Annotated in this window: 24 protein-coding genes and 1 pseudogene; 11 read left to right on the top strand and 14 right to left on the bottom strand. The window is 69.0% G+C overall.

Annotation, left to right across the window (positions count from 1 at the left end; genetic code table 11):
* Positions 1-21 precede the first annotated feature (21 nt).
* Genes IEY96_RS24440 through IEY96_RS24430 form a run of 3 tightly spaced genes read left to right on the top strand, consistent with a single transcriptional unit; the run spans position 22 to position 2,655 of the window.
* Positions 22-1,605, top strand: a complete 1,584-nt coding sequence (locus IEY96_RS24440; RefSeq protein WP_444543427.1) for a sensor histidine kinase — start codon at positions 22-24, stop codon at positions 1,603-1,605.
* Positions 1,602-2,267: a response regulator gene (locus tag IEY96_RS24435; RefSeq protein ID WP_189197163.1), complete on the top strand. Its 666-nt coding sequence runs from the start codon at positions 1,602-1,604 to the stop codon at positions 2,265-2,267. The genes IEY96_RS24440 and IEY96_RS24435 overlap by 4 nt, the downstream gene beginning before the upstream one ends.
* A gap of 34 nt (positions 2,268-2,301) precedes the next feature.
* Positions 2,302-2,655, top strand: coding sequence for a hypothetical protein (locus IEY96_RS24430; protein WP_189197162.1), 354 nt, complete (start codon positions 2,302-2,304; stop codon positions 2,653-2,655).
* Between the two features lie 273 nt (positions 2,656-2,928).
* On the opposite strand, the gene IEY96_RS24425 is transcribed toward IEY96_RS24430, so the two are convergent.
* Entirely contained in the window at positions 2,929-3,510 is a 582-nt protein-coding gene (locus tag IEY96_RS24425) for a type 1 glutamine amidotransferase domain-containing protein (RefSeq protein ID WP_189197161.1), read from the bottom strand.
* Positions 3,511-3,748: 238 nt separating this feature from the next.
* On the opposite strand from IEY96_RS24425, the gene IEY96_RS24420 reads away from it, so the two are divergent.
* Complete coding sequence (locus IEY96_RS24420; RefSeq protein WP_189197160.1) at positions 3,749-4,591, top strand: aldo/keto reductase; 843 nt, start codon at positions 3,749-3,751, stop codon at positions 4,589-4,591.
* Positions 4,592-4,734: 143 nt separating this feature from the next.
* Here IEY96_RS24420 and IEY96_RS24415 read toward each other — a convergent pair whose 3' ends face one another.
* The 5 genes from IEY96_RS24415 to IEY96_RS24395 form a co-directional block, all read right to left on the bottom strand.
* Entirely contained in the window at positions 4,735-5,142 is a 408-nt protein-coding gene (locus IEY96_RS24415; protein ID WP_189197159.1) for a DUF2267 domain-containing protein, read from the bottom strand.
* 73 nt (positions 5,143-5,215) lie between these two features.
* Positions 5,216-5,848 carry a TMEM175 family protein gene (locus IEY96_RS24410; protein WP_189197158.1) on the bottom strand — a complete coding sequence of 211 codons (633 nt, stop codon included), beginning with the start codon at positions 5,846-5,848 and terminating at the stop codon, positions 5,216-5,218.
* A 191-nt stretch (positions 5,849-6,039) separates the two neighbouring features.
* A complete protein-coding gene (locus IEY96_RS24405) occupies positions 6,040-7,215 on the bottom strand; it encodes a zinc-dependent alcohol dehydrogenase (protein WP_189197157.1) in 1,176 nt (391 codons plus the stop codon).
* Positions 7,212-8,132, bottom strand: coding sequence for an SRPBCC family protein (locus IEY96_RS32865; RefSeq protein ID WP_229791856.1), 921 nt, complete (start codon positions 8,130-8,132; stop codon positions 7,212-7,214). Before IEY96_RS32865 ends, IEY96_RS24405 begins: the two co-directional genes overlap by 4 nt.
* 317 nt (positions 8,133-8,449) lie before the next feature.
* Entirely contained in the window at positions 8,450-9,508 is a 1,059-nt protein-coding gene (locus IEY96_RS24395) for a DUF2267 domain-containing protein (protein ID WP_229791855.1), read from the bottom strand.
* A 522-nt stretch (positions 9,509-10,030) separates the two neighbouring features.
* Here IEY96_RS24395 and IEY96_RS24390 point away from each other — a divergent pair.
* Positions 10,031-10,921, top strand: coding sequence for a hypothetical protein (locus tag IEY96_RS24390; RefSeq protein WP_189197155.1), 891 nt, complete (start codon positions 10,031-10,033; stop codon positions 10,919-10,921).
* Positions 10,922-11,024: 103 nt separating this feature from the next.
* On the opposite strand, the gene IEY96_RS24385 is transcribed toward IEY96_RS24390, so the two are convergent.
* The gene (locus tag IEY96_RS24385; protein ID WP_189197154.1) at positions 11,025-11,633 is read right to left on the bottom strand and encodes a tyrosine-type recombinase/integrase; all 609 of its coding nucleotides are present in this window, start codon (positions 11,631-11,633) and stop codon (positions 11,025-11,027) included.
* Between the two features lie 551 nt (positions 11,634-12,184).
* Here IEY96_RS24385 and IEY96_RS24380 point away from each other — a divergent pair.
* Positions 12,185-13,513, top strand: coding sequence for a TolB family protein (locus tag IEY96_RS24380; protein ID WP_189197153.1), 1,329 nt, complete (start codon positions 12,185-12,187; stop codon positions 13,511-13,513).
* A gap of 280 nt (positions 13,514-13,793) precedes the next feature.
* The gene (locus tag IEY96_RS24375; protein WP_189197152.1) at positions 13,794-15,251 is read left to right on the top strand and encodes an SDR family NAD(P)-dependent oxidoreductase; all 1,458 of its coding nucleotides are present in this window, start codon (positions 13,794-13,796) and stop codon (positions 15,249-15,251) included.
* Between the two features lie 289 nt (positions 15,252-15,540).
* Here the strand turns inward: IEY96_RS24375 and IEY96_RS24370 are convergent, their stop codons facing one another.
* Positions 15,541-16,281, bottom strand: a complete 741-nt coding sequence (locus IEY96_RS24370) for a TetR/AcrR family transcriptional regulator C-terminal domain-containing protein (RefSeq protein ID WP_189197151.1) — start codon at positions 16,279-16,281, stop codon at positions 15,541-15,543.
* 203 nt (positions 16,282-16,484) lie between these two features.
* Between IEY96_RS24370 and IEY96_RS24365 the strand changes: the two genes are divergently transcribed.
* Together IEY96_RS24365 and IEY96_RS24360 are read left to right on the top strand one after the other, a co-directional pair.
* On the top strand, positions 16,485-17,834 hold the full coding sequence (locus tag IEY96_RS24365) for a transaminase (protein ID WP_189197150.1): 1,350 nt from the start codon (positions 16,485-16,487) through the stop codon (positions 17,832-17,834).
* The gene (locus IEY96_RS24360; protein WP_229791899.1) at positions 17,831-17,977 is read left to right on the top strand and encodes a hypothetical protein; all 147 of its coding nucleotides are present in this window, start codon (positions 17,831-17,833) and stop codon (positions 17,975-17,977) included. The genes IEY96_RS24365 and IEY96_RS24360 overlap by 4 nt, the downstream gene beginning before the upstream one ends.
* Here the strand turns inward: IEY96_RS24360 and IEY96_RS24355 are convergent.
* On the bottom strand, positions 17,958-18,614 hold the full coding sequence (locus IEY96_RS24355; RefSeq protein WP_229791854.1) for an NADP-dependent oxidoreductase: 657 nt from the start codon (positions 18,612-18,614) through the stop codon (positions 17,958-17,960). The genes IEY96_RS24360 and IEY96_RS24355 overlap by 20 nt on opposite strands.
* An 86-nt stretch (positions 18,615-18,700) precedes the next feature.
* Positions 18,701-18,856, bottom strand: a pseudogene (locus tag IEY96_RS33415) (NADP-dependent oxidoreductase); the annotation flags it as partial.
* A gap of 205 nt (positions 18,857-19,061) precedes the next feature.
* Between IEY96_RS33415 and IEY96_RS24350 the strand changes: the two are divergent.
* Positions 19,062-19,637, top strand: coding sequence for a hypothetical protein (locus tag IEY96_RS24350; protein ID WP_229791853.1), 576 nt, complete (start codon positions 19,062-19,064; stop codon positions 19,635-19,637).
* 879 nt (positions 19,638-20,516) lie between these two features.
* Here IEY96_RS24350 and IEY96_RS24345 read toward each other — a convergent pair.
* Together IEY96_RS24345 and IEY96_RS24340 are read right to left on the bottom strand one after the other, a co-directional pair.
* Positions 20,517-20,972, bottom strand: coding sequence for a hypothetical protein (locus IEY96_RS24345; RefSeq protein ID WP_189197149.1), 456 nt, complete (start codon positions 20,970-20,972; stop codon positions 20,517-20,519).
* 179 nt (positions 20,973-21,151) lie between these two features.
* Positions 21,152-22,117 (bottom strand): helix-turn-helix transcriptional regulator, encoded by a 966-nt coding sequence (locus tag IEY96_RS24340; RefSeq protein ID WP_189197148.1) that lies wholly within the window; start codon positions 22,115-22,117, stop codon positions 21,152-21,154.
* Positions 22,118-22,173: 56 nt separating this feature from the next.
* Between IEY96_RS24340 and IEY96_RS24335 the strand changes: the two genes are divergently transcribed.
* Positions 22,174-22,914, top strand: a complete 741-nt coding sequence (locus IEY96_RS24335) for an alpha/beta fold hydrolase (RefSeq protein WP_189197147.1) — start codon at positions 22,174-22,176, stop codon at positions 22,912-22,914.
* A 142-nt stretch (positions 22,915-23,056) separates the two neighbouring features.
* Here IEY96_RS24335 and IEY96_RS24330 read toward each other — a convergent pair whose 3' ends face one another.
* Both IEY96_RS24330 and IEY96_RS24325 read right to left on the bottom strand, forming a co-directional pair.
* The gene (locus IEY96_RS24330) at positions 23,057-23,719 is read right to left on the bottom strand and encodes a nucleoside/nucleotide kinase family protein (RefSeq protein ID WP_189197146.1); all 663 of its coding nucleotides are present in this window, start codon (positions 23,717-23,719) and stop codon (positions 23,057-23,059) included.
* 227 nt (positions 23,720-23,946) lie between these two features.
* Complete coding sequence (locus IEY96_RS24325; protein WP_189197145.1) at positions 23,947-24,441, bottom strand: DinB family protein; 495 nt, start codon at positions 24,439-24,441, stop codon at positions 23,947-23,949.
* Between the last annotated feature and the right edge of the window lie 74 nt (positions 24,442-24,515).

The raw sequence follows: 24,515 nt of genomic DNA, 5'->3' as shown, positions 1-24,515 counted from the left end.
CCGACGGGCTTTCCGCCCCGGATGCAGAACCACCGCGCTCGCATCCGACAGCCCCGGCCCCGATCGCGAGCAGCGCGACGAGAAACACTGTGGACGTTGGTCTGGTCATGGTCACACGGTGCCCGCCACAGCGGTTCAGCTCATCGGACCGGAGTCGGTCCTTCGGCCGCCGCCGGTACCGCGGACGTAGCACCTGAGTCGGACGCTGCCGATGTCTTCCGTCCCTACCATAGGAGAGTGCCTCGGTTCGTGCCGCGCCACTTCATGACCGACGCCGCCCTGGCGGTGGTGCTGATCGTGCTGACCTTGGGGCCCGGGCTGGTGATGGAATTTCTGGCCAGGACGAACCCGGATGTCGCGGCGGAGTCCGTGAAGAAGAACGCTCTCCCGGCGGAGCAGCTGTGGTGGATGTTCGCCGCGCTGATCGTTGTCGGCCTGCTGATCAGACGACAACATCCGCCGCTGGCACTGGTCCTCACCGGGGCCGGGGTGTTCGGCCACCTTTTCAGCGACGCCAAGTTTCAGCTGCTCGATCTGGCACTTCCGCTGGTGCTGTACACCGTGGCCGCGATGGCCCGAAACCGGCGGGTCTCGCTCGCCGTGCTGGCCCTCACCATGCTCCTGACCTACGCCACGATGCTGAGCGGCCGGATCTATGCCGAACAGCAGGAGTTCGCGCAGTCCGGCAAGCAGGCCGCGCAGAAGCAGGTGGCGCAGAGGCAGGTCGAGGGGGCGCCGGCCAGGGAAGGAACAACGCAGGGGCTGGCGCCCGCTTCGGTGATCTCGGTCGACCGACTGGTCAATGTCGGCCAGTCGGTCACGGAGCTGTGGTTGCTGCTGGTCGCGGCGTTCGCCGTCGGTGACGGCATGCGCAGCCGACGCGCGCACCTGGCCGCGGTCGAGCAGCGCACCGCCGACCTGGCCCGGGAGGAGCGGCATCGGGCGGCGCTGGCCGTCGCGGCCGAGCGCGCCCGGATCAGCCGCGAGCTGCACGACGTGGTGGCGCACGGGATCTCGGTGATGGTGGTGCAGGCGCAGGGCGCGTCCGCCGCGCTGGACCGGCATCCGGACCGCGCCGCCACCGCGCTGCAGCACGTGATCACCACCGGACGTGCCTCCCTGGTCGAGATGCGCCGGCTCCTCTCCGCCGGGCGCACCGACGCGGCCGACGACGCGCGACTCGCCCCGCTGCCGGGCCTCGGCGCGCTGCCCGCGCTGATCGGTCAGCTGCGGTCCACCGGAATGCGGATCGACCTGCACGTCGACGGAGTGCCCGCCGCGGTGCCCGCGGCGGTCGACCTGTCCGCGTACCGGATCGTGCAGGAGGCCCTGACGAACACACTGAAGCACGCGGGCCCGGGCGCCAGCGCGGTGCTGCGGCTGGCATTCGAGCCCGGACGGCTCCGGGTCGAGGTGGCCGACGACGGCACGGGCCTGACGAACGGGGCGGACGGACGCGGCAACGGGCTGCGCGGCATCGCCGAACGCGTCGCCATGCTGGGCGGCGACCTGGAGACCGGCGCGGCCGACGGCGGCGGATTCCGGCTGTGCTCGACGCTGCCGCTCCCGCTGCAAGCGCCCGAGGTCACATCGGTACAGCGATGAGCATACGAGTCGTGCTGGTCGACGATCAGACGCTGGTGCGCACCGGGTTCCGGCTGGTGCTGGAGGAGACCGGCGACATCGAGGTGGTCGGGGAGGCCGCCGACGGGACGCAGGCCCTGAGCCTGGTGGCCCGCAGCCGGCCCGACGTGGTCCTGATGGACGTGCGGATGCCCGGCCTGAACGGCATCGAGGCGACCCGCCGCATCCGCCTCGGCCCGCACCCGGCCCGCGTGATCATCCTGACCACCTTCGACATGGACGAGTACGTGCTCGCCGGGCTTCGCGCCGGAGCCAGTGGCTTCCTGCTCAAGGACGCGCTCGCCGCCGACCTGATCTCCGCCGTACGTGTGGTGGCCGCCGGCGAGGCGGTGGCCGCGCCCACCGTCACCCGCCGCCTCTTCGCGCACTACCTCGGCAAGACCCCGCCCCGGCCCGACACGAACGGGCGGCTGGCGGCGCTGACGGAACGCGAGCGCGAGGTGCTGACCCTGGTCGCGCGAGGGCTGTCGAACGCGGAGATCGCGGCAGCGCTCTTCGTCTCCGAGAGCACGGTCAAGACGCACCTCGGCCGGATCCTGGCGAAGCTGGGCCTGCGGGATCGGGTGCAGGCGGTCATTCTCGGCTACGAGTGCGGCCTGGTCGAAGTCGACAACGATCGGTAGGCGAAGGGGATGCCGTCACCGCGACGCCGACGTGGTGGTCGACCCGATCGGCGGCGATGTCGCGGTCGGGCTGCTGGCCACGCTGCGTCCCGGCGGCCTCCTGGTCACCCTCAAGGGCCGCAACCCTCGGCTGGAATCCGCAGCGGCCCAGCGTGGCGTGCGGCTGGCCTTCACCTATGTGACCCCGGACGGCGCCGCGATGGCCGGGGTGGCGCAGCTGCTGGGCCCACGCACCGTTGGGATTCGTTTGGTGTCCGAGGATCGACACGAACCGATCACCAAATCGGGTTGCGCGTGGTGGGTGCCATCCCGATCGCCTGACAATCACCCTACCTGGAGCGATCATGAGAGCCCCAGGATCGCCGCACGAACGCGACTTCGCAGATGACGGGGCGGTGACCGCGAGGGCGGAGCCGTCAGGCTGAGCGGCTGTCACCGAGCTCGTCACCGACCGGGTTGCCGGCCCGGTCGCCGGGGATCGTCGCAGACGCCCTCCCGCGGACGTGCCTGTAGCCGTCATCGGCGAAGTCATCGCCGTACTGCTGCCCCCGGGCCTCACCGCGGATAGCATCCCAAGCGGCGCCAAGATCCGGTTGGCGGGATACCCGCCGGGCCGGGGCTCCGGGGCGGGCTGATCCTCCCGGCCTGGAGCCCCACCGGGTCAGGCCGTCGCCATCTGGCGGACGTGTCTGCCCTCGGCGAACTCCTCCACCATCTTGGCGCAGAAGGCCGGAAGGTCGCTCGGGCTGCGGCTGGTGACCAGGCCGTTGTCAACCTGTACCTGCTGGTCCACCCAGTTCCCGCCCGCGTTGCGGATGTCGGTGCGCAGGCTGGGGAACGAGGTGACGGTCCGCCCGTTGACCATCCCGGTCTCCACCAACGACCAGGGGCCGTGGCAGATCGCCGCCACCGGCTTCTGTTGCTCAAAGAACGCCCGGACGAAGTCCATCGCCTGCGGGTTCATCCGGAGCCGGTCGGGATCGACGGTCCCGCCCGGCAGCAGCAGTGCGTCGTAGTCGGCCGCATTGGCCTCGTTCACGGTCCGGTCCACCCGATAGCGGTTGGCCGGGTTGATGTCCTGGTTCATTGACTGGATCTCGCCGGAATTCAATGAGATCAGGTGGACCTCGGCCCCCGCCTGCTCCGCGGCGGCCCGGGACTGGGTGTACTCCACGTCCTCGACCCCGTCGGCGGCGAGGCAAGCGACTCGTCTGCCGGTCAGTGGCTGCTGGCTCTGCGCCATTTGTGCGGCCTTCCTTTCGCGGCGCCGCCCCCTCGGCGGCGCATCGTTCGCTCGCGGTCGCCTTCCCGGTGTTGGCACCGGGAAACAGGCCACCGAACGCCGCTCGAGGGCGGACAATCCGCCTATACGCCCGCCGCTCACAGAGGGCCTGCGCGGAGGAAGGTCGCGCTACGAGACTGCTTTCTGTCGCAGCGGGACAACGCACTCTACCCACTACCCAGGCTCCCGAAAGGCCGCCATGACCCTCGCTGCCGCCGCGATCGAGCTGCCATCCGGCCAGACCATGCCCGTGCTCGGCCAGGGAACCTGGTACCTGGGCGAGCGCGCCGGAAGGCGGCAAGACGAGATGGCCGCCCTACGCGCCGGGCTCGACTTGGGCATGACCATGATCGACACCGCCGAGATGTACGGCGACGGCGCCTCCGAGGAACTCGTCGGCGAGGCGATCATCGGACGACGCGCCGACGTCTTTCTGGTCGACAAGGTGCTGCCGTCCAACGCCAGCCGACGAGGAACCGTGCAGGCCTGCCGCCGCAGCCTGCAACGACTCGGCGTCGACCACATCGATCTCTACCTCCTGCACTGGCGCGGCATGCATCCACTCGCGGAGACGATCGAGGCGTTCGCCGAACTCGTCGACGCCGGTGACATCGGGCAGTGGGGCGTGAGCAACTTCGATCTTTCCGACATGACGGATCTCCTCGAGGCGGGCGGGAACTCCTGCGCGACCAACCAGATCCTGTACAATCTCACCCGCCGGGGTCCCGAGTACGACCTGCTGCCGTGGCTACGCGAGCACCGAATCCCGGTGATGGCGTACTCGCCGATCGAACAGGGCCGACTGCTCGGCCATCCCCAGGTCGCGGAGGTCGCCGCCCGACACGGGGCCACGCCCGCTCAGGTGGCGTTGGCCTGGCTACTGCGGCAGGAGAGGGTTGCGGCCATCCCTCGATCGTCCAACCCGGAACACACCCGGGAGAACGCGGAAGCGCGCGACCTGCATCTGAGCGAGGAGGACCTGGCGGCACTCGACACGGCGTTCCCGCCGCCGGCCGGCCCGCAACCGCTGGAGATGTTGTAGCGTCACGGATCGGTTCGGCGGACGGCGTCTGCGTCCGTGCGTCCGCTCGGCGGTGGGTGGGCGCAAGAAGCTTGCGGCGGTGGGCGGCGTGCAGCTGCCGACCGCAAGACATCCGGAGTCGAGCCGGGCGCCGACCGGCCCGGTCAGGTGCCGACCCGGCGGGGCTGGAGCCGTCCCGTCCCCGGCCCGGTCAACTGCCAGAACTCCTGGGGCAGCTGGTCGACCAGGTCTCCGTACTCCTTCGCGCTGGCCGACTCACGAAGGGTATCCAGCACCGCCCGTGCTGCGTCGGTGGCCACCTGGCGATCCACCCCGGCCCGTGACTGCACCCGTTGGAAGAATTCGGCGAGCCCGAACCGTTCCGGATCTTCAGTGGGCCTGTCCACCAGCCCTCGCAGCTCCTCAGGGAGTTGAGAAGCGAGGTCCCTCGCCTGGCCGCCAGTGATCCGTTCTGCCAACGTCTCGAGCGTGGCCCGGGTGATCGGTTCCGCCTGCCCCGGCGGAACCTTCGGTCGCGCTGCCACGGACTGGATGAACTCGGTGTAGTTCACCTGGGATCCCCTCTCGAACCTGGTTGCGGCGGGTACCCGCGCCCGCCGGGGTGAAACGGCGGTCCGCCCGCCCTCAGCCAGCTGGTGGGGGAGGGCGGTGGCTGATCCGGCGGGTTACCCGAAACTGGTACAGGCCGGCGCTGGTGACGGCGTAGAAGGCGGGCAGGAGGAGGAAGATGGCGAGGCCGACCAGCGGCGTCACCAGGTAGCCGAGCACCCCGGCGAGGGCGTACAGGAGGACCCCGGCGAGGGCCCGGATCCGCTCGACGCGGAAGAACTCGTGCTTGACCTGTTCCTTCAGCAGGTCGGGGTGCCGGGCCAGGTAGTGGTAGAACGCCAGCCACGTCGCGCACAGCGACGCGCCGATCAGCGCGTAGAAGGCGATGGCCACGCGCTGGTCGGCGTTGTCGTGTTCCTGCAGGGCGTGCGACACGACGATGGTCGGAAACGGCAGCAGCGCCGTGGTGAACAGCACCAAGAGGTTCATCCAGTGCAGGCCGCGATCAGTCTGCTGGATGCGGTTGAATGCCGCCTTGTGGTTGAGCCAGACGACGGCCACGTACGAGTAGGACGCGAGATACGCGACGTATGCCGGCCACTGGCTGAGCAGTCCGGACAGGAGGCGGCCGGGCGGGACGTCCGGTACCCGGAGATCCAGGACCAGCAGCGTGATGATGATGGCGAAGATGGCGTCGCTGAACGCCACGGCACGGCTGGTGTCCGACCGGGTGCCTAGCTCCGTTTCTGGCCCGCTCACCGAGCGTGCCTACCCAGGGTTGTCCCCGGCTAACACCCAGGCCCCCGCCGCCCGCAATGCGAATCAGTATGACCGGCGCCTCCCGACAGACGCCGCATCCGGCCACCGTGCACGCCACGGTTGCCGGATGCGGGTGGTCGTCAGGGTTTGAGGACGACCTTCTCGCAGTGGTCCTGTTTGTTCTTGAAGATGTCGAAGCCGCGTTCTGCCTCGTCGAGCGGCAGGGTGTGGGTGATGACCCGGGTCGGATCGATCTCGCCGCGTTCGATGCGCTGCAGCAGCGGCTTCATGTAGCGCTGCACGTGGCATTGCCCGGTACGCAGGGTCAGCGCTCGGTTCATCCACGCGCCGGAGGGGAACTTGTCCAGCAGACCGCCATACACGCCGATCACCGATACGATGCCACCGCTGCGGCACGACAGGATCGCCTGCCGCAGTGCGTGCGGGCGCTCGGTCTCCAAGCGGACCGCCTGCTTGACCCGGTCGTAGGCGTGGACGTGTGCACTGCCGTGGGTGGCCTCCTGGCCGACCGCGTCGATGCACTTGTCCGGTCCCCGCCCACCGGTCAGGTCCAGCAGCCGGGACCGCACGTCCACCTCCTCAAAATTGATCGTCGTGTAGCCCGCCCGTTCCGCCATCTGCAGCCGGTACGGCTCCTTGTCGATAGCGATGACCTTCGCGGCGCCGAGCACCCGGGCGCTGTCCATGGCGAACTGGCCGACCGGGCCGGCGCCCCACACCGCCACCACGTCGGTGGACTGGATGTCGCACATTTCGGCACCCATATAGCCGGTGGGCAGGATGTCGGAGAGGAACAGCACCTGCTCGTCGGTCAGATCGGACTCGATCTTCAACGGACCGACGTCGGCGAACGGCACCCGCGCGTACTGCGCCTGACCGCCCGCGAAGCCGCCCGTCAGGTGTGAATAGCCGAAGATCCCGGCGACCGGATGACCGAACATCTTCTCCGCGATCCCGGCGTTGGGGTTGGAGTTCTCGCAGCAGGAGTACAGCTCGGCGGCGCAGGCACCGCACGCGCCGCAGGCGACCGGGAACGGCACCACGACCCGGTCGCCGACCCGTAGCTTGTCGGCGGGCACTCCTGAGCCGACCTCGATCACCTCGCCCATGAACTCGTGGCCGATGACGTCGCCGTCCTGCATCGTGGGCACATACCCATCGATCAGGTGCAGGTCCGAGCCGCAGATCGCGGTGGTCGTGATCCGTACGATGGCATCGCGCTTGTTCAGGATCTTCGGGTCCGGTACGTCACGGACCTTGACCTTGTTGCGGCCCGCCCAGGTGTTCGCCCTCACGCGGCCGCTCCCTTCGCGAGCTCGGAATCCGACAGCGGTTGCGCCGGACGCTGCGGGAACTCCTTGCGGGCCCGCTTGCCCCACGGGGCGCCGTCGGAGCGGACCACCTCGCCGGTCTCCAGCACCTGCTTGAGCCGGCGCAGATCGTCGTCGAGCTGCTGGTGCGGTTCCTCGCCGAAGTACTTGGCGACCGCCTTGCCGACGGCGCCGCCCGGGATGTCGTAGGTCAGGACGACGTGCACCTCGGTGCTCACACCGTCCGGGGCGGGCACGAACCGAACCGTACCGGCGTTCGGCACGTCGGCGTTCCCGGTCGACCGCCACGCGATCTTCTCGCCGGCCGCCTCGTCGATGATCTCGGCGTCCCACTCGACGTTCTTGCCGAACGGAGCGCTGGCGGACCAATGGCTCGTACGGTCACCAGTGGCGCGGACCTCCTGGAGATGAGCCATGAACGTCGGGAGATTGCCCAGATCGCGCCAGAACGCGTAGACCTCCGATGGGGGTTTACGAACGGTTGTCGTGGCGGTCAGCTCCATGGGTCCTCCTCTGCGTGCGCCCCGTACCGCCTGCGCGGAGCCCATCTCCTTCGCCCGGGTGGCTTGCACGGCGGTCAGTAGATCCAGCACCGTGATCCCGAGGACGGCGCCAGTGACATTAAGGAGCCGCCGCCGGCGGCGCCCGCCACGGTGAGCGAGGGCCATTCCGAGCGAGGTCAGGTCCATCGCGTCGCCCACGACACGGGTCCACGCCCAGGCGCTCTTCCGCCGGCTCGTCAGGAGTCCGGCCGCGTGTACAAGCTCCCGCGCCCCGACGAGCGGCACCACCGCCCGAGACGTCGGGGAGTCGTCCACGCCGCTGATCCGGCGCACCGTGTCCGGCGCCGCCAGCTGTGCCACGCCCAGACCGAGACTCATCCAGCCGAGCCCGCGCCCCCGCCGCTGCACCTCCTCCTGCCGGGCATTCGCTGCCTCTCGGACTGCCAGTCGAGTCACGGGTAGCCTCCGTATCCGATCACACCTGGCCGAGCATCCCGGTCATGGCGAACCGGGGCGGCGAACTAGTGGGGCCGGCATACCCGCCGCGGACCACCTGAACCCCGCCAATCGACCGCTGACGGAGACCGCACGCCAGGCCCGGGCGGATCAGAGGGCGTCGGGAAGGAGCCCATCGTCACTGCGACCGGCCGGCGAACGCCGGCGGACCAGGAACCGACTGGCGCCCAACGGTGGGGCTACCCGTCCCTCTCGTCCCGCCAGCCGCCGGGTTCGGGATGGTAGCCGTAAGCGGCGGCCCGCACCGTTTCCTCGTTCTCCAGCCCGGAGCCGATCGCGCCACCGACGGTGGCCAGCGAACTGGTGATCCAGGCGAGCGTCAGGTAGTCGGTGAAATCGACCGGTCGCTGCAAGGTCTGCTCCAGCACGGATGTGTCGATCAGCAGCGCCCCGACGAGCACCGTTCCAGCGAACAGGACCAGGTAGGACACCGCCGTGGCCAGAGTGAGGGTGAGGATCGTACCCAGGTTGAACAGCCGGGCCAGCTCAGCAGGTGTGTCCCGGTCTGGCTTCTCCCACAGGTCGTGCGCGACGATCAGCCAGGCCACCAACGCGGTCAACCCGAGTACCATGATCACGGCGAGCCGGAGTCCGCCGAGCGCATCGCCCATCTGCCAGATGGTGTCCGTGGTGAGCGCGAACGCGGCCGTGCCAAAGGCGCCGACAAGCAGCTTGGACAGGCCCAGCAGAGCCCGTCCCGGTCGGTTGGCCCGGACCATGCCGACCAACAGCCGCACCCGGCCGATCAGCGGCGAGGCCACGTACCCCAGTTCCCCGGCCTTGCCGACCACCTGGTGGATGGCCGTAACCCGGCTTGCCATCTCGGCCGGTGCCCAGCCGGCCCGCGGCACCCGCTGGTCCGAGGCGTCGGTGAGTAATCGGCTCACCATATCCGGAACGGCCGCGCGGGCTGCTCGCAGCTGCTGCAGTCCCAGCGCCGGCAGGGACACCATCGCGACCCGGCGCCGGCCGGAGGTCTGCGCGACCAGCGGCACCCCCTCGGTGTGCAGCGGCAGGTCGGTCAGGCAGATTGCGACGTCCCACCGGTCGCCGGTGCGCCGTTCCGCAACGTCGTCGAGCAGCGCCTCAACGCCACCGTCGCGGCGCGGCGCCACCTCACCCCAGCCTTCCCGAACAATCCACCGTACGTCCGCGTCCACCCGCTCGGCGAGCCGGCCGGCCAGCTCGGCGGTGAGCCGCGCGGCGACCCGGGCCGGGTAATCCGGCGGGGTCGCCACCAGCCCGACGACGATCTCCGGACGGTGCTGTTCGCTGTGGGTCATCGGTGTTCCTCACGGGTAGCTGGGCTCGTCACCGTCCACCGGCACCAATCGCGTCGTCGTGAGCCCTCCGACGGTTGTCATGGTGCTCCCTCTCGGTGTCGGCACGGAGGTCTTTCGCCACCCCGGTCGGCGCGGCGGCCACGAAGAAGGTGCCGACGCTGCCCACTCCCTGGATCACCGGATAGACGGCCAGGCCCCGGGCGCACACAGCCATGAACGACCCGGTGGCGCAGCTTCGCCCGTCGTTGGCTCGTCGTGAGCGCGCGGGCACGGGTGGGAGCAGGAAGTCAGCTGCTTGCCCCTCGCTTTCAGACGCAGCCGATCCGCGTCTGCTCGGCCGCACCGCTGAGCCGTTTGATGCTTCGGCACACGGGTAGACCGCGACCCGGTCCGAGGGGGTGGGCCGAGGATCGGAGCCACATACCGATGTTGGGCTCCATCCGGTCCGCATGTGAGGCGAGGCCCGAGGAGTGCGGGATGGCCGAACCGGAGAGCCGGGGCAGGGGCGCACGGGAGTCGCCCGCGCAACCGCGCGAGCAGATCGATCGACAGCGCGACGCCGAGGAGGGCGCGGGAGTGTCCGGTCGTGGCCAGAACCTCGGTCCCGCCGGCGGGCCAACGGGTGCCGAGCGGCCGGGCAACTACCCCGCCGCCCCGCAGCGTGGTGAGCACGAACTTCCCCAGCCGGCTGGCGGGCACAGCAGCAAGACGATGTCAGACCCGGACGTCGTCCTCCAGATCCCGCAGGCCAAGGTCGAACAGATCTACGTCGAGGTCGACGACCTGGACGCCTCCGTCTCACTGCGAGCCCGACTGGGTAGCCTGCTCCAACTCGACGTGGGCGTTCAGGCGCAGCTCGGCACGGTGAAGATCGATATCAAGGGCGTTGAGGCCGAGGCGATGCTCGAGGTTCGGCTCGAAGAGCTCCGCGGCATTCTCGACAGCGCCCTCCGCACCATCGAGCGCAACCCTCAGATCATCGAGTCGCTGGTCAAGACGGTGGACACCGCCGTGAACCAGGTCGGACAGACAGCTCAACAGGTGCTCGGGCCGCAGGGGCCGCTAGCGCGGACGCTCGACCACGTCGGGCAGACGGCGCAGGAGGCGCTGGGGCCCAATGGGCCGCTGTCGCAGACGCTGCAGCAGACCACCCAGCAGGTCGGCCATCAACTCGGACAGACCACTCAGCAACTGGCTCAGAACGGCGCGGCGGCGGCTGGCGGCGGTGGGGGTCTGGGCGGTGTGCTGGGCGGATCTCCAGCCCGAACGGCGTGGCAAAGAATGAAGAAGGGCGTCAACAACAGCCAGCCACTGAGGCAGGTCACGGCGCGGCTGGTAGGACCGCAGGGGCAACATCGGCAGAGCTGACCGACGTCCGCCGTGGCGCCAAACGGTGCACGGCTGCAACGCTCAGCCATACCCTCGCCCGAGTAGGCCCCAACACCATCGTCAGAGCCCACTCCAGCTTCAGTTATGCAAGCGGATGGGGCTCGCTGGTGAGTGCCGCCAGCCCTGCGGCTACCTCATGGATGGTTGCCCGTACATAAGTAGCGGTGGTGCCGGCGTCACCAGCGCTGCCTGAGTGGCCGGCGTAGGCGCGGGCGATGGCGTAGCCGAAGTTGCGCTCCACCGACGTCAACGTGGTGTGCCGCAGCCAGTGGGTACTGATCTGCTGCGCGTGCACCCACGGCAGGCGCTCACCGATACGCACACACAGGTGGTCGTAGCGCCGGTAGGTGATCGGCTGCCCACTGCGGTACCGGAACAACGGCCCCGTCTCGGTCGCGTGCCGCTGCTCGGCGTGGCGTTGCAGGTACCGCATGAATGTCGGCGACACCGGCTGCCACCGGACCGTCTCGCCCTTCTCGCGCAGCAGGATCAGACACTGGTCCGGGTCCAGGTCGACCGGCCGCAAGGCTAGGGCCCCACCACGGCGGCACGCCGTCTCGGTGTGCAGCCGCAGCAGCAGACTGTCCGACGCCGGATCGTCACCCGTGCTCGCCGCGACCTCGTCGATCGCCGCCAGGCGAGCGTCCGCCAACGCCCGCCGCGTGCTCGGCAACCGCCGCGGCTTCGCCACCTTCAGCGCCCGTGTGGTGCGAAATGATGATGTCATAGGCAAGTCAGGCTATATGGGAATCCGTCGCTTCGCCCTCCCGTCGCAACAGATCCGCTAATCCGCATTGGTGCTCGAAAGTGACCTGATCGAGTTGCTGGAACAGCCGTTTTTGCGGCGGGAAGTCTGGCGGACCCGTTGCAGGGCAAGGGGTTTGCTGGCGCTCCCTGCCGCGTGACCGAAAACGACGTTGTGTCAGATGCTGATTTCGGCTGCCGTTCCTCTTGTTTTGTGGCCGGATGGGCCTTGACCTGCGCCGATAGCGGGACGACTCTGGCCTCGGTCCGGACATCCGGTCCGGAAAGAATAGCGATTGGACGGCAACCACGCCACCGACAATCGCTACGACGCGTGCGCTGACACTCAACCATCTGTGAACGCCAGGTCAAAATCCTACGCCAGATGTCGACGCAGTGACTCAAGCGCAGGCCACGGACGACCAGCAGCTTCGTGGTCGACGAAGAGGGCGAGAGCGCGCCCGTTTGAACATCGGAAATTTGGTCCTTGGAGCCGACATGAGGAATCTACGTATCGGGCTCACGATCCTGACGACCACCACTGTGACGTTCGTGGGTATCCACGCCGTCCCCGCGGCCGCCACGGCGTCCACCACCACCCGGGTCAGCGTCTCCAGCGGCGGGGCGCAGGGCAACGGCCACAGCGGAGGCCGTGGGATCAGCCCCGACGGGCGCTGGGTGGCCTTCGCGTCGGAGGCCACCAACCTGGTCCCCGGCGACACCAACGGCCGCTCGGACATCTTCGTCCGTGACCGGGCCACCGGCACCACGGAACGGGTCAGCGTCGCGACCGGCGGCGCCCAGTCGTCCGGCGCCCAATACACCGTCAACAGCACCGACCCGGTCATCAGCGCCGACGGCCGCTACGTCGCCTTCGTCTCGGACGCCGCCAACCTCGTGCCGGGCGATGCCAACTTCTCCGACGACGTCTTCCTCCGCGACCGTGTCGCCGGAACCACCACCCGGATCAGCGTCTCCACCGGCGGCGCCGAGGGCGACTACCCCAGCTACGAGCCGACGATCAGCGGCGACGGGCGCTACGTCGCGTACACCTCGTGGGCGACGAACCTGGTGCCGGGCGACGAGAACTGGTCGCCGGACATCCTGCTGTGGGACCGTGTCGCCGCGACCACGACCCGGGTCAGCGTCTCCACCACGGGCGGCGACACCTATGGGGAGAGCAGCCAGCCGGCGATCACCCCCGATGGACGCTACGTCGCGTTCACCTCGACGGCGCCAAACATGACGACGCCGCCCACCTACAACGGTTCTGAGATCTTCGTCCGCGACCTCGTCACCGCCACCACCAGCGCGTTGAGCTACTCCACTAACGGCGCCGAAGCGAACAGCGACAGCTACCGCCCCGCGATCAGCGCCAACGGCCGCTACGTCTCCTACTACTCGTACGCCACCAACCTGGTGGCCGGCGACACCAACGGCCGCTACGACATCTTCCTCCGCGACCGGGTTGCCGCCACCACGACGAGAATCAGTGTCGCGACGGGCGGCGCCCAAGCGAACATGGACAGCTATAACTCAGCGATCAGCGCGGACGGCCGCTACGTCGTCTTCGACTCGGGAGCAACGAACCTGGTAGCCGGCGACACCAACGGGTACCTGTGGGACGTCTATCTGCGGGATCGCGTAGCCGGCACCACCACCCGCGTCAGCGTCTCCACCGCCGGAACCCAGGGCAACAGCCAGACCGGTGGCCCGTCGATCAGCGCCAACGGCAGACTCATCTTCTTCAGCGGAGTGGCGACCAACCTGGTGCCCAACGACACCAATAGCGCGAACGACGTTTTCCTCCGGGACCTCGGTGCCTGACGACACCACCACCGCACCGCCCCGCGGTACCAGCGAGGGTGCGCCGCCCACGCGGCGGCGCACCCACCGCCCGGAACGCCCCGGAGCTGTTCGGCGGCCCGCACGCGGACCGAATTCGGAAGCTCCCCCCGCGCGACTGCTACCTGGTGCTCATGGACGGCTTTGGGCTGTTGAACAGACGCGGGATGCGTCGGAGAGCGTGCGGTGCGTACAGTTCCGGGTCGGACTTGGGGTGGGCCGGGTAGATCCGGCGCAGGGAACGGGACGAGACAGCGACGGCATGACGGCGGACAACATTACCGAAACCGGTCAACACGGCATTGACCGCGGCCGGCTGGAGACCTGTCTCAGCGTCTTCGAGGCGTTGGAGGACCTGCCTCCCGATCACCCCGACGTGGTGCGGGTGCAACGGGCCACCGCAAAGCTCTACAAGGTGATCAAGCAGCGGCGACGCGAGGAACGGCGGGATGCCATTGCGGCGGCCGACCGCGCGGTGACGGAGGCCACCGCCACCGGCGCCCCGGGCCGGATCGACGACGAAACCCAGGGCATCCCGCTGGCCTCCCCCACCGTGGGTGCCACGGCCGGCTTCCTGCACAATCCGCGCGGCTGCTACGTCTGCAAGCAGCGTTACCGCGAGGTGGACGCCTTCTACCATCAGCTCTGCCCGCCCTGCGCCGCGCTCAACCGGGAGCGCCGGAACGCCCGCACCGACCTGACTGGCCGGCGCGCGCTGCTAACCGGCGGCCGAGCCAAGATCGGCATGTACATCGCGCTGCGGCTGCTGCGCGACGGCGCGCACACCACAGTAACCACCCGGTTCCCGCACGACGCGGTCCGCCGATTCGCCGCGATGCCGGACAGCGGGGACTGGCTGCACCGCCTGCGGATCGTCGGGATCGACCTGCGTGACCCCGCCCAGGTGATCGCCCTCGCTGACTCGGTCAGCGCCCAGGGACCACTCGACATCCTGATCAACAACGCGGCGCAGACCGTCCGCCGCACGCCCGGGGCATACGCGCAGCTCGTCGCCGCGGAGGCGGCGGCCCTGCCGGACGGCCCTTTGCCGGAGCTGATCACGTTCGCCAAACCTACCGGCCAGGGCGACCCGGCGGGCCTTATCGCCCCGCCGCAGTCGACCCCGGTCACCCCGCAGGCGCTCACCGCGTTGGCGCTGACCAGCGGCTCCGCCTCGCCGGAACGGATCGCGGCAGCCACCGCCATTGACGCCGGCGGTCTGGTGCCGGACCTCGACCCGGTCAACAGCTGGGTGCAGCGGGTGCACGAGGTGGATCCGGTCGAGCTGCTCGAAGTGCAGCTGTGCAACGTGACCGCGCCGTTCGTGCTGGTCAGCCGACTGCGACCGGCGATGGCCGCAGCGACTGCCCGTCGGAAGTACGTGGTGAACGTGTCGGCGATGGAGGGCCAGTTCGCCCGCGGCTACAAGGGGCCGGGGCACCCGCACACCAACATGGCCAAGGCCGCGCTGAACATGCTCACCCGGACCAGCGCCCAGGAGATGCTGGCCGACGGCATCCTCATGACCAGCGTCGACACCGGCTGGATCACCGACGAGCGGCCCCACCCGACGAAGATGCGGCTGGCGGACGCCGGCTTCCACGCCCCGCTGGACCTGGTCGACGGCGCGGCCCGGGTCTACGACCCGATCGTCCGCGGCGAACAGGGCGAAGACCTGTACGGCTGCTTCCTGAAGGACTACGCGCCCTGCGCCTGGTGATCAGCGCGCCCACCCCGCCGTCGGCCGCCCAGGCTCAGGCCGACACGGTCAGCACCGTCGTCCCCGGCCACCACAGGTCCAAGCTGCGGTGGCTGCCGCGATGGAGTCGGTGCTCCAAGCCGGCATGTGGTCCGCGGTTTTCGTCAGTTCGTCGAGGAGTGGGCGGACGGCCAGGTGATCACGATCGGGGTGGACACAAGCGCCCCACACCGCGACGGCAGTGGACGATGCCAGCCAGCGGCCGTTAGCCAGCCTGCAGATTGAGTCCACGTAGCGTGGGTCGACCTTCTCAGCGGTCGGGTCGCGCTGCTGAGACCCGGGAACGGAGCCCTGTGAGGTAGGTCTCCAGGACCGTGCGGAACACCTCGTTCTCGTCCTCGAGAGCGGTGGCCACGTGGGTGCTGGCCGACCGCAGCGTCGCGGGGCGCTGCGCGGGGGTGGCGTAGGCACGCATACCGATCGCGACATCCAACGCCTGTTGCTCGGGAGAGAGGCTGAGCAGTGTCGCCGTGATGCCGATGTGCCCGAGGACTACCTCCGCGAAGGCACGGCAGTGACGGGCGGCTTCTTCGGGCTCGAATCCCGCCTTCGTCAGCTCGCCGATGATCGTGTGAACGAGCTGCATCTCGGCGTCGCCCCCGGTGAAGCGTGCGGCCGACTGGGCCCCGAGCGCAGGACGCGCCAGGTAGGCCTGCCGCATGGACCAGGCGGCGCTGCGCAACGTGTCCACCCAGGTCCTGCCCGGCTCGATCCCCGCAACCGCCTCCGCCATGATCTGGTCACCCATGGCGAGCAGGAGCTCGTCCTTGTTGCGGAAATGCCGGTAGAGGGCGGTGGGATCGGCGCCGAGGGCACGTCCGAGGCGGGTGAGGGTCAGGAAGGTCGCTCCCTCACTGTCGGCGAGGCGCATGGCGGTCTGCAGGATGACCTCCCGGGAGAGGCTTGCCCGCGTCCTCGTCCCGGACGAGCGCGTGGGCCCCGGCGGCGCATCCGGGGAGGCGCCGGGACCGCCATCGGATTCCTTCGCCATCGAACTCGGCCTCCTCGTGGTCGCGCTGATGCCAGCAGATCACACCGCCGCGACCGTGGCCCGCGCCGGGTCAGGCAGGTGGTCATGGCGGGGCCGGGCCGTCGTCAGTGGCACTGTCAACGCCGTTGACGGAAGGAAATCGCGGCGAGTAGATTCCAGCTCCGTCGCCGATCACGCGGCCCGCATCGTCTCCAGGAGGATCCATGGATCGCAGCAGGCTCAGCACTCTGTTGGAGCGCGAGCGCGACAGCTACGTCCGACGGAATCCGCGTTCGGCCGCGGCGTACGCGAAGGCAGAGCACCTGTTCGGTCGAGTGCCGATGACCTGGATGAACAAGCAAGCCGCCGGCTTCCCGCTGTACCTGGAGTCCGCCCGCGGCAGCCACGTGGTCGACCTCGACGGCCACGATTACGTCGACCTGTGCCTGGGCGACACGGGAGCCATGGCGGGGCACAGCCCGACCGCGGTGACGGAGGCGGTCACGCGACGGCTGGCCTCCCTCGGCGGAGCGACGGCGATGATGCCGACCGAGGACGCCGAATGGGTGGGCGCCGAGCTGACCCGCCGGTTCGGCCTGCCGAAGTGGAGCTTCTCGCTGACCGCCACGGACGCCAACCGCTGGGCGATCCGCCTGGCGCGCGCGGTCACGGGTCGACCGAAGGTCCTAGTCAACAGCTTCTGCTATCACGGCAGCGTCGACGAGTCACTCATCCTCGTCGGCGAGGACGGCGAGGGGGTCAGCCGGCCGGGCAACGTCGGCGCTCCGTGCGACGTGACGCTGACCAGTCGAGTGGCGGAGTTCAACGACGCCGACGGGCTCGCGCGGCAACTCGCCCACGGCGATGTCGCCGCCGTGCTCATGGAGCCGGCGCTGACCAACATCGGCATCGTGCTGCCCGAGCCGGGCTACCTCGACGCGGTACGTAGCCTGACTCGCCGGCACGGCACTCTGTTGATCAACGATGAGACGCACACCTTCTCGGCTGGCCCCGGTGGCTGCACGGGTGCCTGGGGCCTCGCACCGGACATCGTCACCATCGGTAAGGCCATCGGCGGCGGGGTGCCCGTCGGCGCGTACGGCCTCTCCGCCGCGCTGGCCGCTGCGATCCTCGACCGCGACGACCTCGACCTGGTCGACATGGGCGGGGTGGGTGGGACGCTGGCCGGGAACGCGCTGTCGCTGGCCGCCACGCGAGCCACGCTCGAGCATGTGCTCACCGATTCCGCGTTTGCGGGAATGACGGCGCTCGCGACCCGGTTCACCGACGCGGTCACCACGGTCATCGAGGCCCATGACCTGCCGTGGTCGATCAACCAGCTCGGCGCCCGGGCGGAGTACCGGTTCGCGCGACCCGCCCCCCGCGACGGGACCTCATCGGCGCGCGCATCGGACGGCGAACTGGAGGACTATCTGCACCTGTACCTCGCCAACCGCGGCGTGTTGCTCACTCCGTTCCACAACATGGCGTTGATGTCGCCCGCGACGACTGCCGCTGACGTGGACCACCACACCGAGGTGTTCACGACCGCCGTCGCGGAGCTCCTGGGGTGACCACCTCGCGTCCGCTGGCCGGACAGGTCGCCCTGATCACCGGCAGCGGCAGCGGCAGCGGCATCGGCTTCGCCTGCGCGCGCCGCCTGGGCCTGCTGGGTGCGCGCGCCTATTCCAGGGCGCTCAGGGGCGCACGCGAATGACGGTCTTGCCCTTGCGCCGCTCGGTCGGGTTGAGCGCGGGGATGGCGTCGTCGAGAGTCGCGACTGTTCCGATGTGCGTGCGAAGGCGCCCGTCTCGCACCCGGTCGACGATCTCCATTAGCTGACTCGGAACGGACTCGACGACGAAGTCGACCGCCAAGCCGTCGACAGGTCGAGCCTCAACAGGTCCGACCACCGACACCAGCGTCCCGCCAGGCCGGATGATGCTCGCCGAGCGCCTTTGGATATCACCGCCGATGACATCGAAGACCAGGTCGACCCCGCCGATGTCGTCGAGATCCTCGTGGTCGAGGTCGAGGAACTCGTTCGCGCCGAAGTCGAGCGCCGCCTGGCGGTCCGCCGCCCGACCGGTACCGATGACGTAGGCGCCGAACTCCCGGGCGAGCTGCGTCACCACTGATCCGACGGCGCCGGCGGCGCCGTGTGCGAGGACGCTCTGCCCCGCCTGAAGACGACCGTGCTGGAACAGGCCCTGCCACGCGGTCAGGCCGGAGATCGGCAGACTCGCACCCACCGTGAAGTCGACGTTCCCCGGCAGCGGCGCAAGGTTGCGTGCCTCCACGGCCGCGTACTCAGCCAGCGTTCCATCGCGGTGCCAGTCCGTGATCCCGAACACCCGCTGTCCCAACGAGAGTCCCGTCGTGCGTAGCCGAGGGAGGAGACCACTCCGGCGAACTCGTGGCCGATGATCGCCTGGGCGCGATCGTGACCGCAGCGATCGACCCACGTCGAGGGCCACTCCCACTCCGCGGGGACGAAACCCGACGCGTGGACTTCAACGACGACGTCGTTGATCGCCGGCGTCGGCTCAGGCCGCTCCGCGAGTGTGATCCCGGCTGCTTCCGCGGCCTGATCCATCGCGACGATTGCCTTCATGGGTGCCTCCGTATATCTCGTGCTCGTCGGCTCTGCGCGCTGCCTTTTGGGCCCGCTAGCCCTACAGGTGCCGACAATGACATCCGCCCTGGTCACGGCCGGCTTGACCACGACGACAAAATCTTGCCCTCATCAACGTGCCCAGGCTGGTCGAATCGCTGAAACCCCTGGGCGAGGATGACTGGTCGTGCTGCTTCGACTGGCCTACCTCGGCGTAACCAACGCGCTGGCGATGCTGGCACCCGAATGGAAGGCCACCGCAGCCTCGGCACTGGCACACATGCTGGCCGCCTCGGGCGGCGACCCTGTGGCGATCCCCGATCACCAGGTCGCCGAGGTCTTCCGACCAACTCTCGACCGCCTCGTCGGGGCGGGCAGTACGGGGCAGGAACGCACCCTGGTCCTAGCCGGGCCCGGCATTCCGCACGCCGACGGCGACCTCGCCCTCATCCCGGAACACCCGCAAACCGGTGAACTCTGGCCGGTAACCCCGCCGATGATGCCAGTCCCGCTGGCCTGGGACGCCTGGCGACACCTCGCGTTCGACCGAGCCCCGAAGCCGGTTGGACGGTCCGTCCCAATCCCGCCGGACGCCCTGCCGGCACTGCTCCCGAATCACCGATTCGAGCCGGACGGTGAGATCTTCCTCAACGTTCTCCCTCGACTGCCGCAGGTCAAGCAACCACGGTTACGCGCCATCCACGACCGACGCCGCCCCTACAACTACACCCTCTACAAACTCCTGAACACCGGGTCACCGTGACAGCGGCCCCCCTTCGACGGGTTTACTACCACCCGCATGAGCGACAATGCCCGGCAGAACACCGCGGGCAACACATGCCGACGCCTTCGGGCTCGCCGAAGTGGTCACCGTTGAGGAAGCTCTGCTCACAGGGCTGCCGGTGGGATTCGGATCTCAGCTCGCGGGATCGATACCGACGCCACCAGGCTGCTACCCAGAGCCGTACATCGATGCGACCCCGGTCTCGTAATTGGCGTCGTCGGGCCTCAGATCGACAGCCGACACCAGCCAGGCGGGGAGCAGCGAACCCTGACCACTTCGGTCTTCTCTGGGAGGTCACGCCGCACCGCTCGACCGCATCACCACAGTTCAGGGACCTCTGCCCTGCCCAGCCTCGGTAGCTCCTCGGGCGCGGTGACCACTTCGCCAACCTGCACCCAATCTGCTCCCACTTGCAAGGCCAGGTCATCCAGTGGTTCCTTACCGCCGTGACCTGCGCACACTCCCCCGCCAGGGAACATAGAGCGCCGTCGACCGCAGCGCGAAATGGCTGAGCACTCCGGCGTGAAGCAGGACGCTGCACCCACTCTGACCTGCAGAAACGCGAAGCCGCAGGTAGGGGCGGGTGCAGTTGAGCGCCGTCACGCGCTGTCGGATGCAGTTCAACGCCGTTCAACCCACCCGGCTGCTCCCCACGTGCTCCCCGATCCCCGGCAGCCGACCGCGGCGTCGCCCGGCGCCTTGGCGCTCCGCTTCGACACGTTCTCAAGAAACAGGACCGAGGCTGACGCTTACTCAGCGCGACCGGTGTGCTGAGCAGCGCGCGCACGGCTGGCGGCAGATGAGCTCAGGACGCGTTGCGTGAGACTGATCGTGTGACCAATCGCCTCGTACAAGAAGTCACGGGTGCCCGACCCTGGGTGCGCCTGCCCACTCCGCAGGCTTATGCCGAACCCACTCTCCGAGTGGTTTGGCTGGAGCACCGTCGATGAAGGCTGCGATTGCCTCTGTTGCCTTGGCCATGCTGGAGACGAAGCCACCCGAGAATGTGCAGTCGCCGCCGAGCACCGGGAGTTCGACTGTTTTCGTCTCGGGCAGCACGCCATCCCCAAGAAGAAGGCGGCAGTCGTCCGGGGACTCAAACAGGTGCATGACTGCGTAGTCCCCTTTGAACGAGAACGTCAACAGAGGGTAGTCCGCCTCGACGCGGCGAACCTCCGTGTATCCCTCTCGGGCGCCGAGAAGGTGCTGGAGCCGCGACATGAAGCCGTCGACGTCAGACCGGGTCTCCGTGGAGGCCAGGTCGCCACTTCCGGGATCGATCGCGATCCATGCCACGTCCATGTGTGTCTCCATCAGGCGAGTCGAGGCGTCGCACGCAGCCTCTTTCACGAGCACGCAGGGTGCGCTGTCTTCGGCATGTCCGGCCGCCAGCCAGCCCGACCCGTCGTGAGGCCGGCGGCAAGCGGATCGCGGCAAGAGCGGATGTTTCATGCTGGCCGACCTACCAACTTCGACGGGACGCTGGTGGCGGCCTACTCGCCTGCGTCTGCGTGGGTGAGTAGGCGAGCGGCCAGCGCGCGCACCTCGGCTCTGAGTGCGGCGGGCCGTTCGATGGTGAAGGGCCAGCCGAGCCCGGCCAGCATCTGGGCGGCGCCGTCGAGGTGTTCGGCTCGGGTGGTCAGCCGCACTCCGTTGGCGACCTCGGTGAGTGTGCCGACCGAGGGAAGGATCCGCCGCCGTGCCTGGGCGAGGCTGGTGTGCAGCAGGACCGAGACGTCGTGGGCGTAGGGCACCGAGGCCAGTCCGGCGAGGACGTGGCCGGTGGGGTCGAACCCGGCCGGTACCTCGAACGCCCCGTCGGTGCCGCGGATAGCGCTGATGCGGTCGAGTCGGAATGTCCGCACGGATTCGCTGGCGTGGTCGCGACCGGTGACGTACCAGCGGCCGTTGTGGAAGACCAGCCCGTACGGGTCCAGGCCGCGTTCCTCGCTGGAGCGGCCATGCCAGTTGGTGTAGGTCAGCTGTACCGGGTGTCGGTGGCGGGCCGCCTCGGCGAGCACCAGCAGCACCTCGGTGCCGGGCGGGGCGGGTTGTCGGACGGGTCCGGTGACGTCCATGGTGATCAGTAGGGCGTCGATGCGCCGGGCAAGGACGGCTGGCAGTACCCGGCGCAGCTTGGCGGCGGCGCTCTCGGCGGCCGCGTGATCGGATGTGACCAGTCCCGCGCGGAACCCGGCGGCAAGGCCGAGGGCAATGGCGACCGCCTCCTCATCGGTGAGCATGAGCGGCGGCAACTTGTATCCGGGCGCGAGCCGGTACCCGCCGTAGCGGCCACGGCGCGCTTCGACCGGGATGCCCAGGTCGAGGAGGTGGGTCGCGTAGCGGCGGACGGTGCGCTCGTCGACGCCGAGCCGGCGGGCCAGGTCGCCGACGTTGAATGCGCCGCCCGACTGGAGGACCTCTAGCAGGGCCAGTACCCGCGCTGTCGGCCTGGCCAAAGACGTCCTCCTAATCCGGGCGGAAACTGTCCGGTATTGAACGTAGCGTACCGCGCATGACGACATTCGTACTGGTCCCCGGGTTCTGGCTCGGCGCCTGGGCCTGGCATTCGACGGCCGCTGAACTACGCCGGCACGGCCACGACGTGTACCCGATCAGCCTGACCGGCCTCGGGGAGCGCGCTCACCTGGCCCGTCCCGACACCGACCTCGATGTCCACGTCACCGACGTGGTCAACCTCCTGCGCTACGAGGACCTTCGCGACGTGGTCCTCGTCGGGCACAGCTACGCCGGTAGCGTCGTCACCGCGGCCGCCGACCGCGTCACCGACCGCGTCGCCCAGCTGGTCTATGTCGACACCGGCCCGCTGCCCGACGGGGTGACCCAGGTCGAGTTCACCCCGCCGGCCGAGCGCGAGCGCAACGCGGCATTGGTGGCCGACCACGGTGACGGGTGGCGGCTGCCGCCGCCGCCCTGGGCCGACCTGGCTGCCAGCGTGCCCGACGTGGATGACTCGATCGTCACGCTGCTGCGCGAGCGGTCGGTTGACCAGCCGTGGGCGACCGCCACCGCCCCGGTCCGGCTGACCGGGGCGTGGGAGAAGCTGCCAAGACTCGGCGTGCTGTCAAGCTTCACCGCCGCGCAGGTGCAGGGGATGGCCGCGACACTGCCGCTGTACCGCCACATGGCCGACGACGCGTGGCGCTACGAGGAACTGCCGACCTGGCATTGGCCGATGCTCAGCCGACCGGTCGAGCTGGCCGCAACCCTGCACCAGGCGCGGCTGACGGCGTAACCGCCGCTGCCGGGTGACCACACACCAGGACACCCGGCAGCGGTACGCGGTCAACGACGGGAACCCAACAACCCGGCCATGCCACTCAAAGCAACGTCCGCAATTCGGCAGTTCCGCGCACACTCAGCGGCAGTTGAGTACGTCATCTGCCGATGATCCGCGGAGCGCTGACATCGCGGTTGTCGATGAGGATATCGGCTCGCTGTTGCGGGGAGCAGGCTCTGAAGTAGATGCGCTGGGCCTCCACGTAGCGCCGCATGCTCGGGTGCTCTGGATCGGGGTTCGTGCCGTCACGAGCGGCCATACGCCTGGCCGTTTCATCGAAGGGGACATCCAGGAACACCGACAAGTCCCAGGCCATGACGATCTCGTCCCGATGCAGAAAGAGCCCGTCGACGACGAGCACCGTCCCAGGAAGGGCAGTAAGGGGTTCCGGGTCGAGGATGATGTCGGTCGCGAGGTCATGCGCGGCTGGCCGGTATCGCCGGGAGCCGGCCGGGCCGAACGGATCCAGGACGTCGCTCTGGAATCGCAGGTAGTTGTATGAGTCCTGCCAGAAGCCTTCCGGCGACTCGCGTCCCTGTCGGTACCGGACCGCTCGGACGTTGTGGAAGTCGTCGAGTGATATCCGCACGACACGGCGGCCGAGAGCGCGCACGGCCGCGGCGAGTTCGTCGGCGAACGTGCTCTTGCCGGATCCGTCCGGGCCGTCGACAGCAACGCGGAGACATCCAGGGCCGTCGGGTGCGGGAATGCGCTGTGCGACCTGCCCAATGACGTCACGCCGCTCCGCAGAGGCAATCATCCGGCAAGTCTCCCAACCGGCAAACCGAACAGCCGGCCGGGCAATGACACACATACTCTTCTCGGCATGACAGCGCACGGCGCCAGGCGCAACTGACGCGCGCGGACAGCGGCAGATTCGTGCGTTCCTCACCGTCACCTTGCCGGCCCTTCGGGCCGTTGGTGGTCTCCGAGTGCTCCACGAGGCTGCGTTGCACCGGATGGGGTACGGCTCCGAGTCGCGATCTCCTACCGGCCGGTGGCACCGTCGATGAGCTCTCGCAGGATGTCGGCGTGACCGGCATGCCGGATGGTCTCGCTCGTCATGTGGGCGAGCACCCAGCGAAGCGTACGAGGCGCGTCACCGACCGGCTGCGCGGTGAGGAGGTCGGGGCCAGCGGCCGCGATGATGTGGGCGTCGCTGTCGGCGATCGCGGTCCGGTAGCCGGCGATGATCTGTTCCGGGGACCGGTCCGGCTCGACCACCATGTCGAAGTCGACGTCGGCGTAGCGCGGGTCGCCGGCGAACGTGTAGCCGAACCAGTACCGTTCGGCGTCGGTCAGGTGCTGGACCAGGCCCAGCAGTGTGGTGTCGGAGACGACCAGGCGGCGCCGCAGCTGCTCCTCGTTCAAGCCGGCGACCTTCTTCAGCACGCATGATCGAGCGAAGGACAAGAAGGCGAGGGTGGTGTCGAGCTCGCCACCGTCGTTGCGCGGTACGGCTTCGCGTTGGGATTCGATCATGCCTTGACCTTACGTACTGTCATCCGGGAGAGGCAGGTGGGGACGTCAGGTGCGGTACCGACCAGACGCCCGCT

The sequence above is a fragment of the Micromonospora fulviviridis genome (assembly GCF_014648395.1).
GTDB classification, from domain to species: Bacteria; Actinomycetota; Actinomycetes; order Mycobacteriales; family Micromonosporaceae; genus Micromonospora; species Micromonospora fulviviridis.
The sequence above is the reverse complement of the archived record's forward strand: the minus strand, read 5'-3'. Positions and strand labels throughout refer to the sequence as shown.

What these genes read in the sequence shown, in the direction of transcription:
- IEY96_RS24375 (WP_189197152.1), top strand. Translation starts at nt 13,794, where the DNA reads ATGACGGCGGACAACATTACCGAAACCGGTCAACACGGCATTGACCGC.
- IEY96_RS24390 (WP_189197155.1), top strand. Translation starts at nt 10,031, where the DNA reads ATGGCCGAACCGGAGAGCCGGGGCAGGGGCGCACGGGAGTCGCCCGCG.
- IEY96_RS24365 (WP_189197150.1), top strand. Translation starts at nt 16,485, where the DNA reads ATGGATCGCAGCAGGCTCAGCACTCTGTTGGAGCGCGAGCGCGACAGC.
- IEY96_RS24370 (WP_189197151.1), bottom strand. Translation starts at nt 16,281, where the DNA reads ATGGCGAAGGAATCCGATGGCGGTCCCGGCGCCTCCCCGGATGCGCCG.
- IEY96_RS24420 (WP_189197160.1), top strand. Translation starts at nt 3,749, where the DNA reads ATGACCCTCGCTGCCGCCGCGATCGAGCTGCCATCCGGCCAGACCATG.
- IEY96_RS24440 (WP_444543427.1), top strand. Translation starts at nt 22, where the DNA reads ATGCAGAACCACCGCGCTCGCATCCGACAGCCCCGGCCCCGATCGCGA.
- IEY96_RS24425 (WP_189197161.1), bottom strand. Translation starts at nt 3,510, where the DNA reads ATGGCGCAGAGCCAGCAGCCACTGACCGGCAGACGAGTCGCTTGCCTC.
- IEY96_RS24325 (WP_189197145.1), bottom strand. Translation starts at nt 24,441, where the DNA reads ATGATCGAATCCCAACGCGAAGCCGTACCGCGCAACGACGGTGGCGAG.
- IEY96_RS24435 (WP_189197163.1), top strand. Translation starts at nt 1,602, where the DNA reads ATGAGCATACGAGTCGTGCTGGTCGACGATCAGACGCTGGTGCGCACC.
- IEY96_RS24330 (WP_189197146.1), bottom strand. Translation starts at nt 23,719, where the DNA reads ATGATTGCCTCTGCGGAGCGGCGTGACGTCATTGGGCAGGTCGCACAG.
- IEY96_RS32865 (WP_229791856.1), bottom strand. Translation starts at nt 8,132, where the DNA reads ATGAGTCTCGGTCTGGGCGTGGCACAGCTGGCGGCGCCGGACACGGTG.
- IEY96_RS24345 (WP_189197149.1), bottom strand. Translation starts at nt 20,972, where the DNA reads ATGGAGACACACATGGACGTGGCATGGATCGCGATCGATCCCGGAAGT.
- IEY96_RS24335 (WP_189197147.1), top strand. Translation starts at nt 22,174, where the DNA reads ATGACGACATTCGTACTGGTCCCCGGGTTCTGGCTCGGCGCCTGGGCC.
- IEY96_RS24380 (WP_189197153.1), top strand. Translation starts at nt 12,185, where the DNA reads ATGAGGAATCTACGTATCGGGCTCACGATCCTGACGACCACCACTGTG.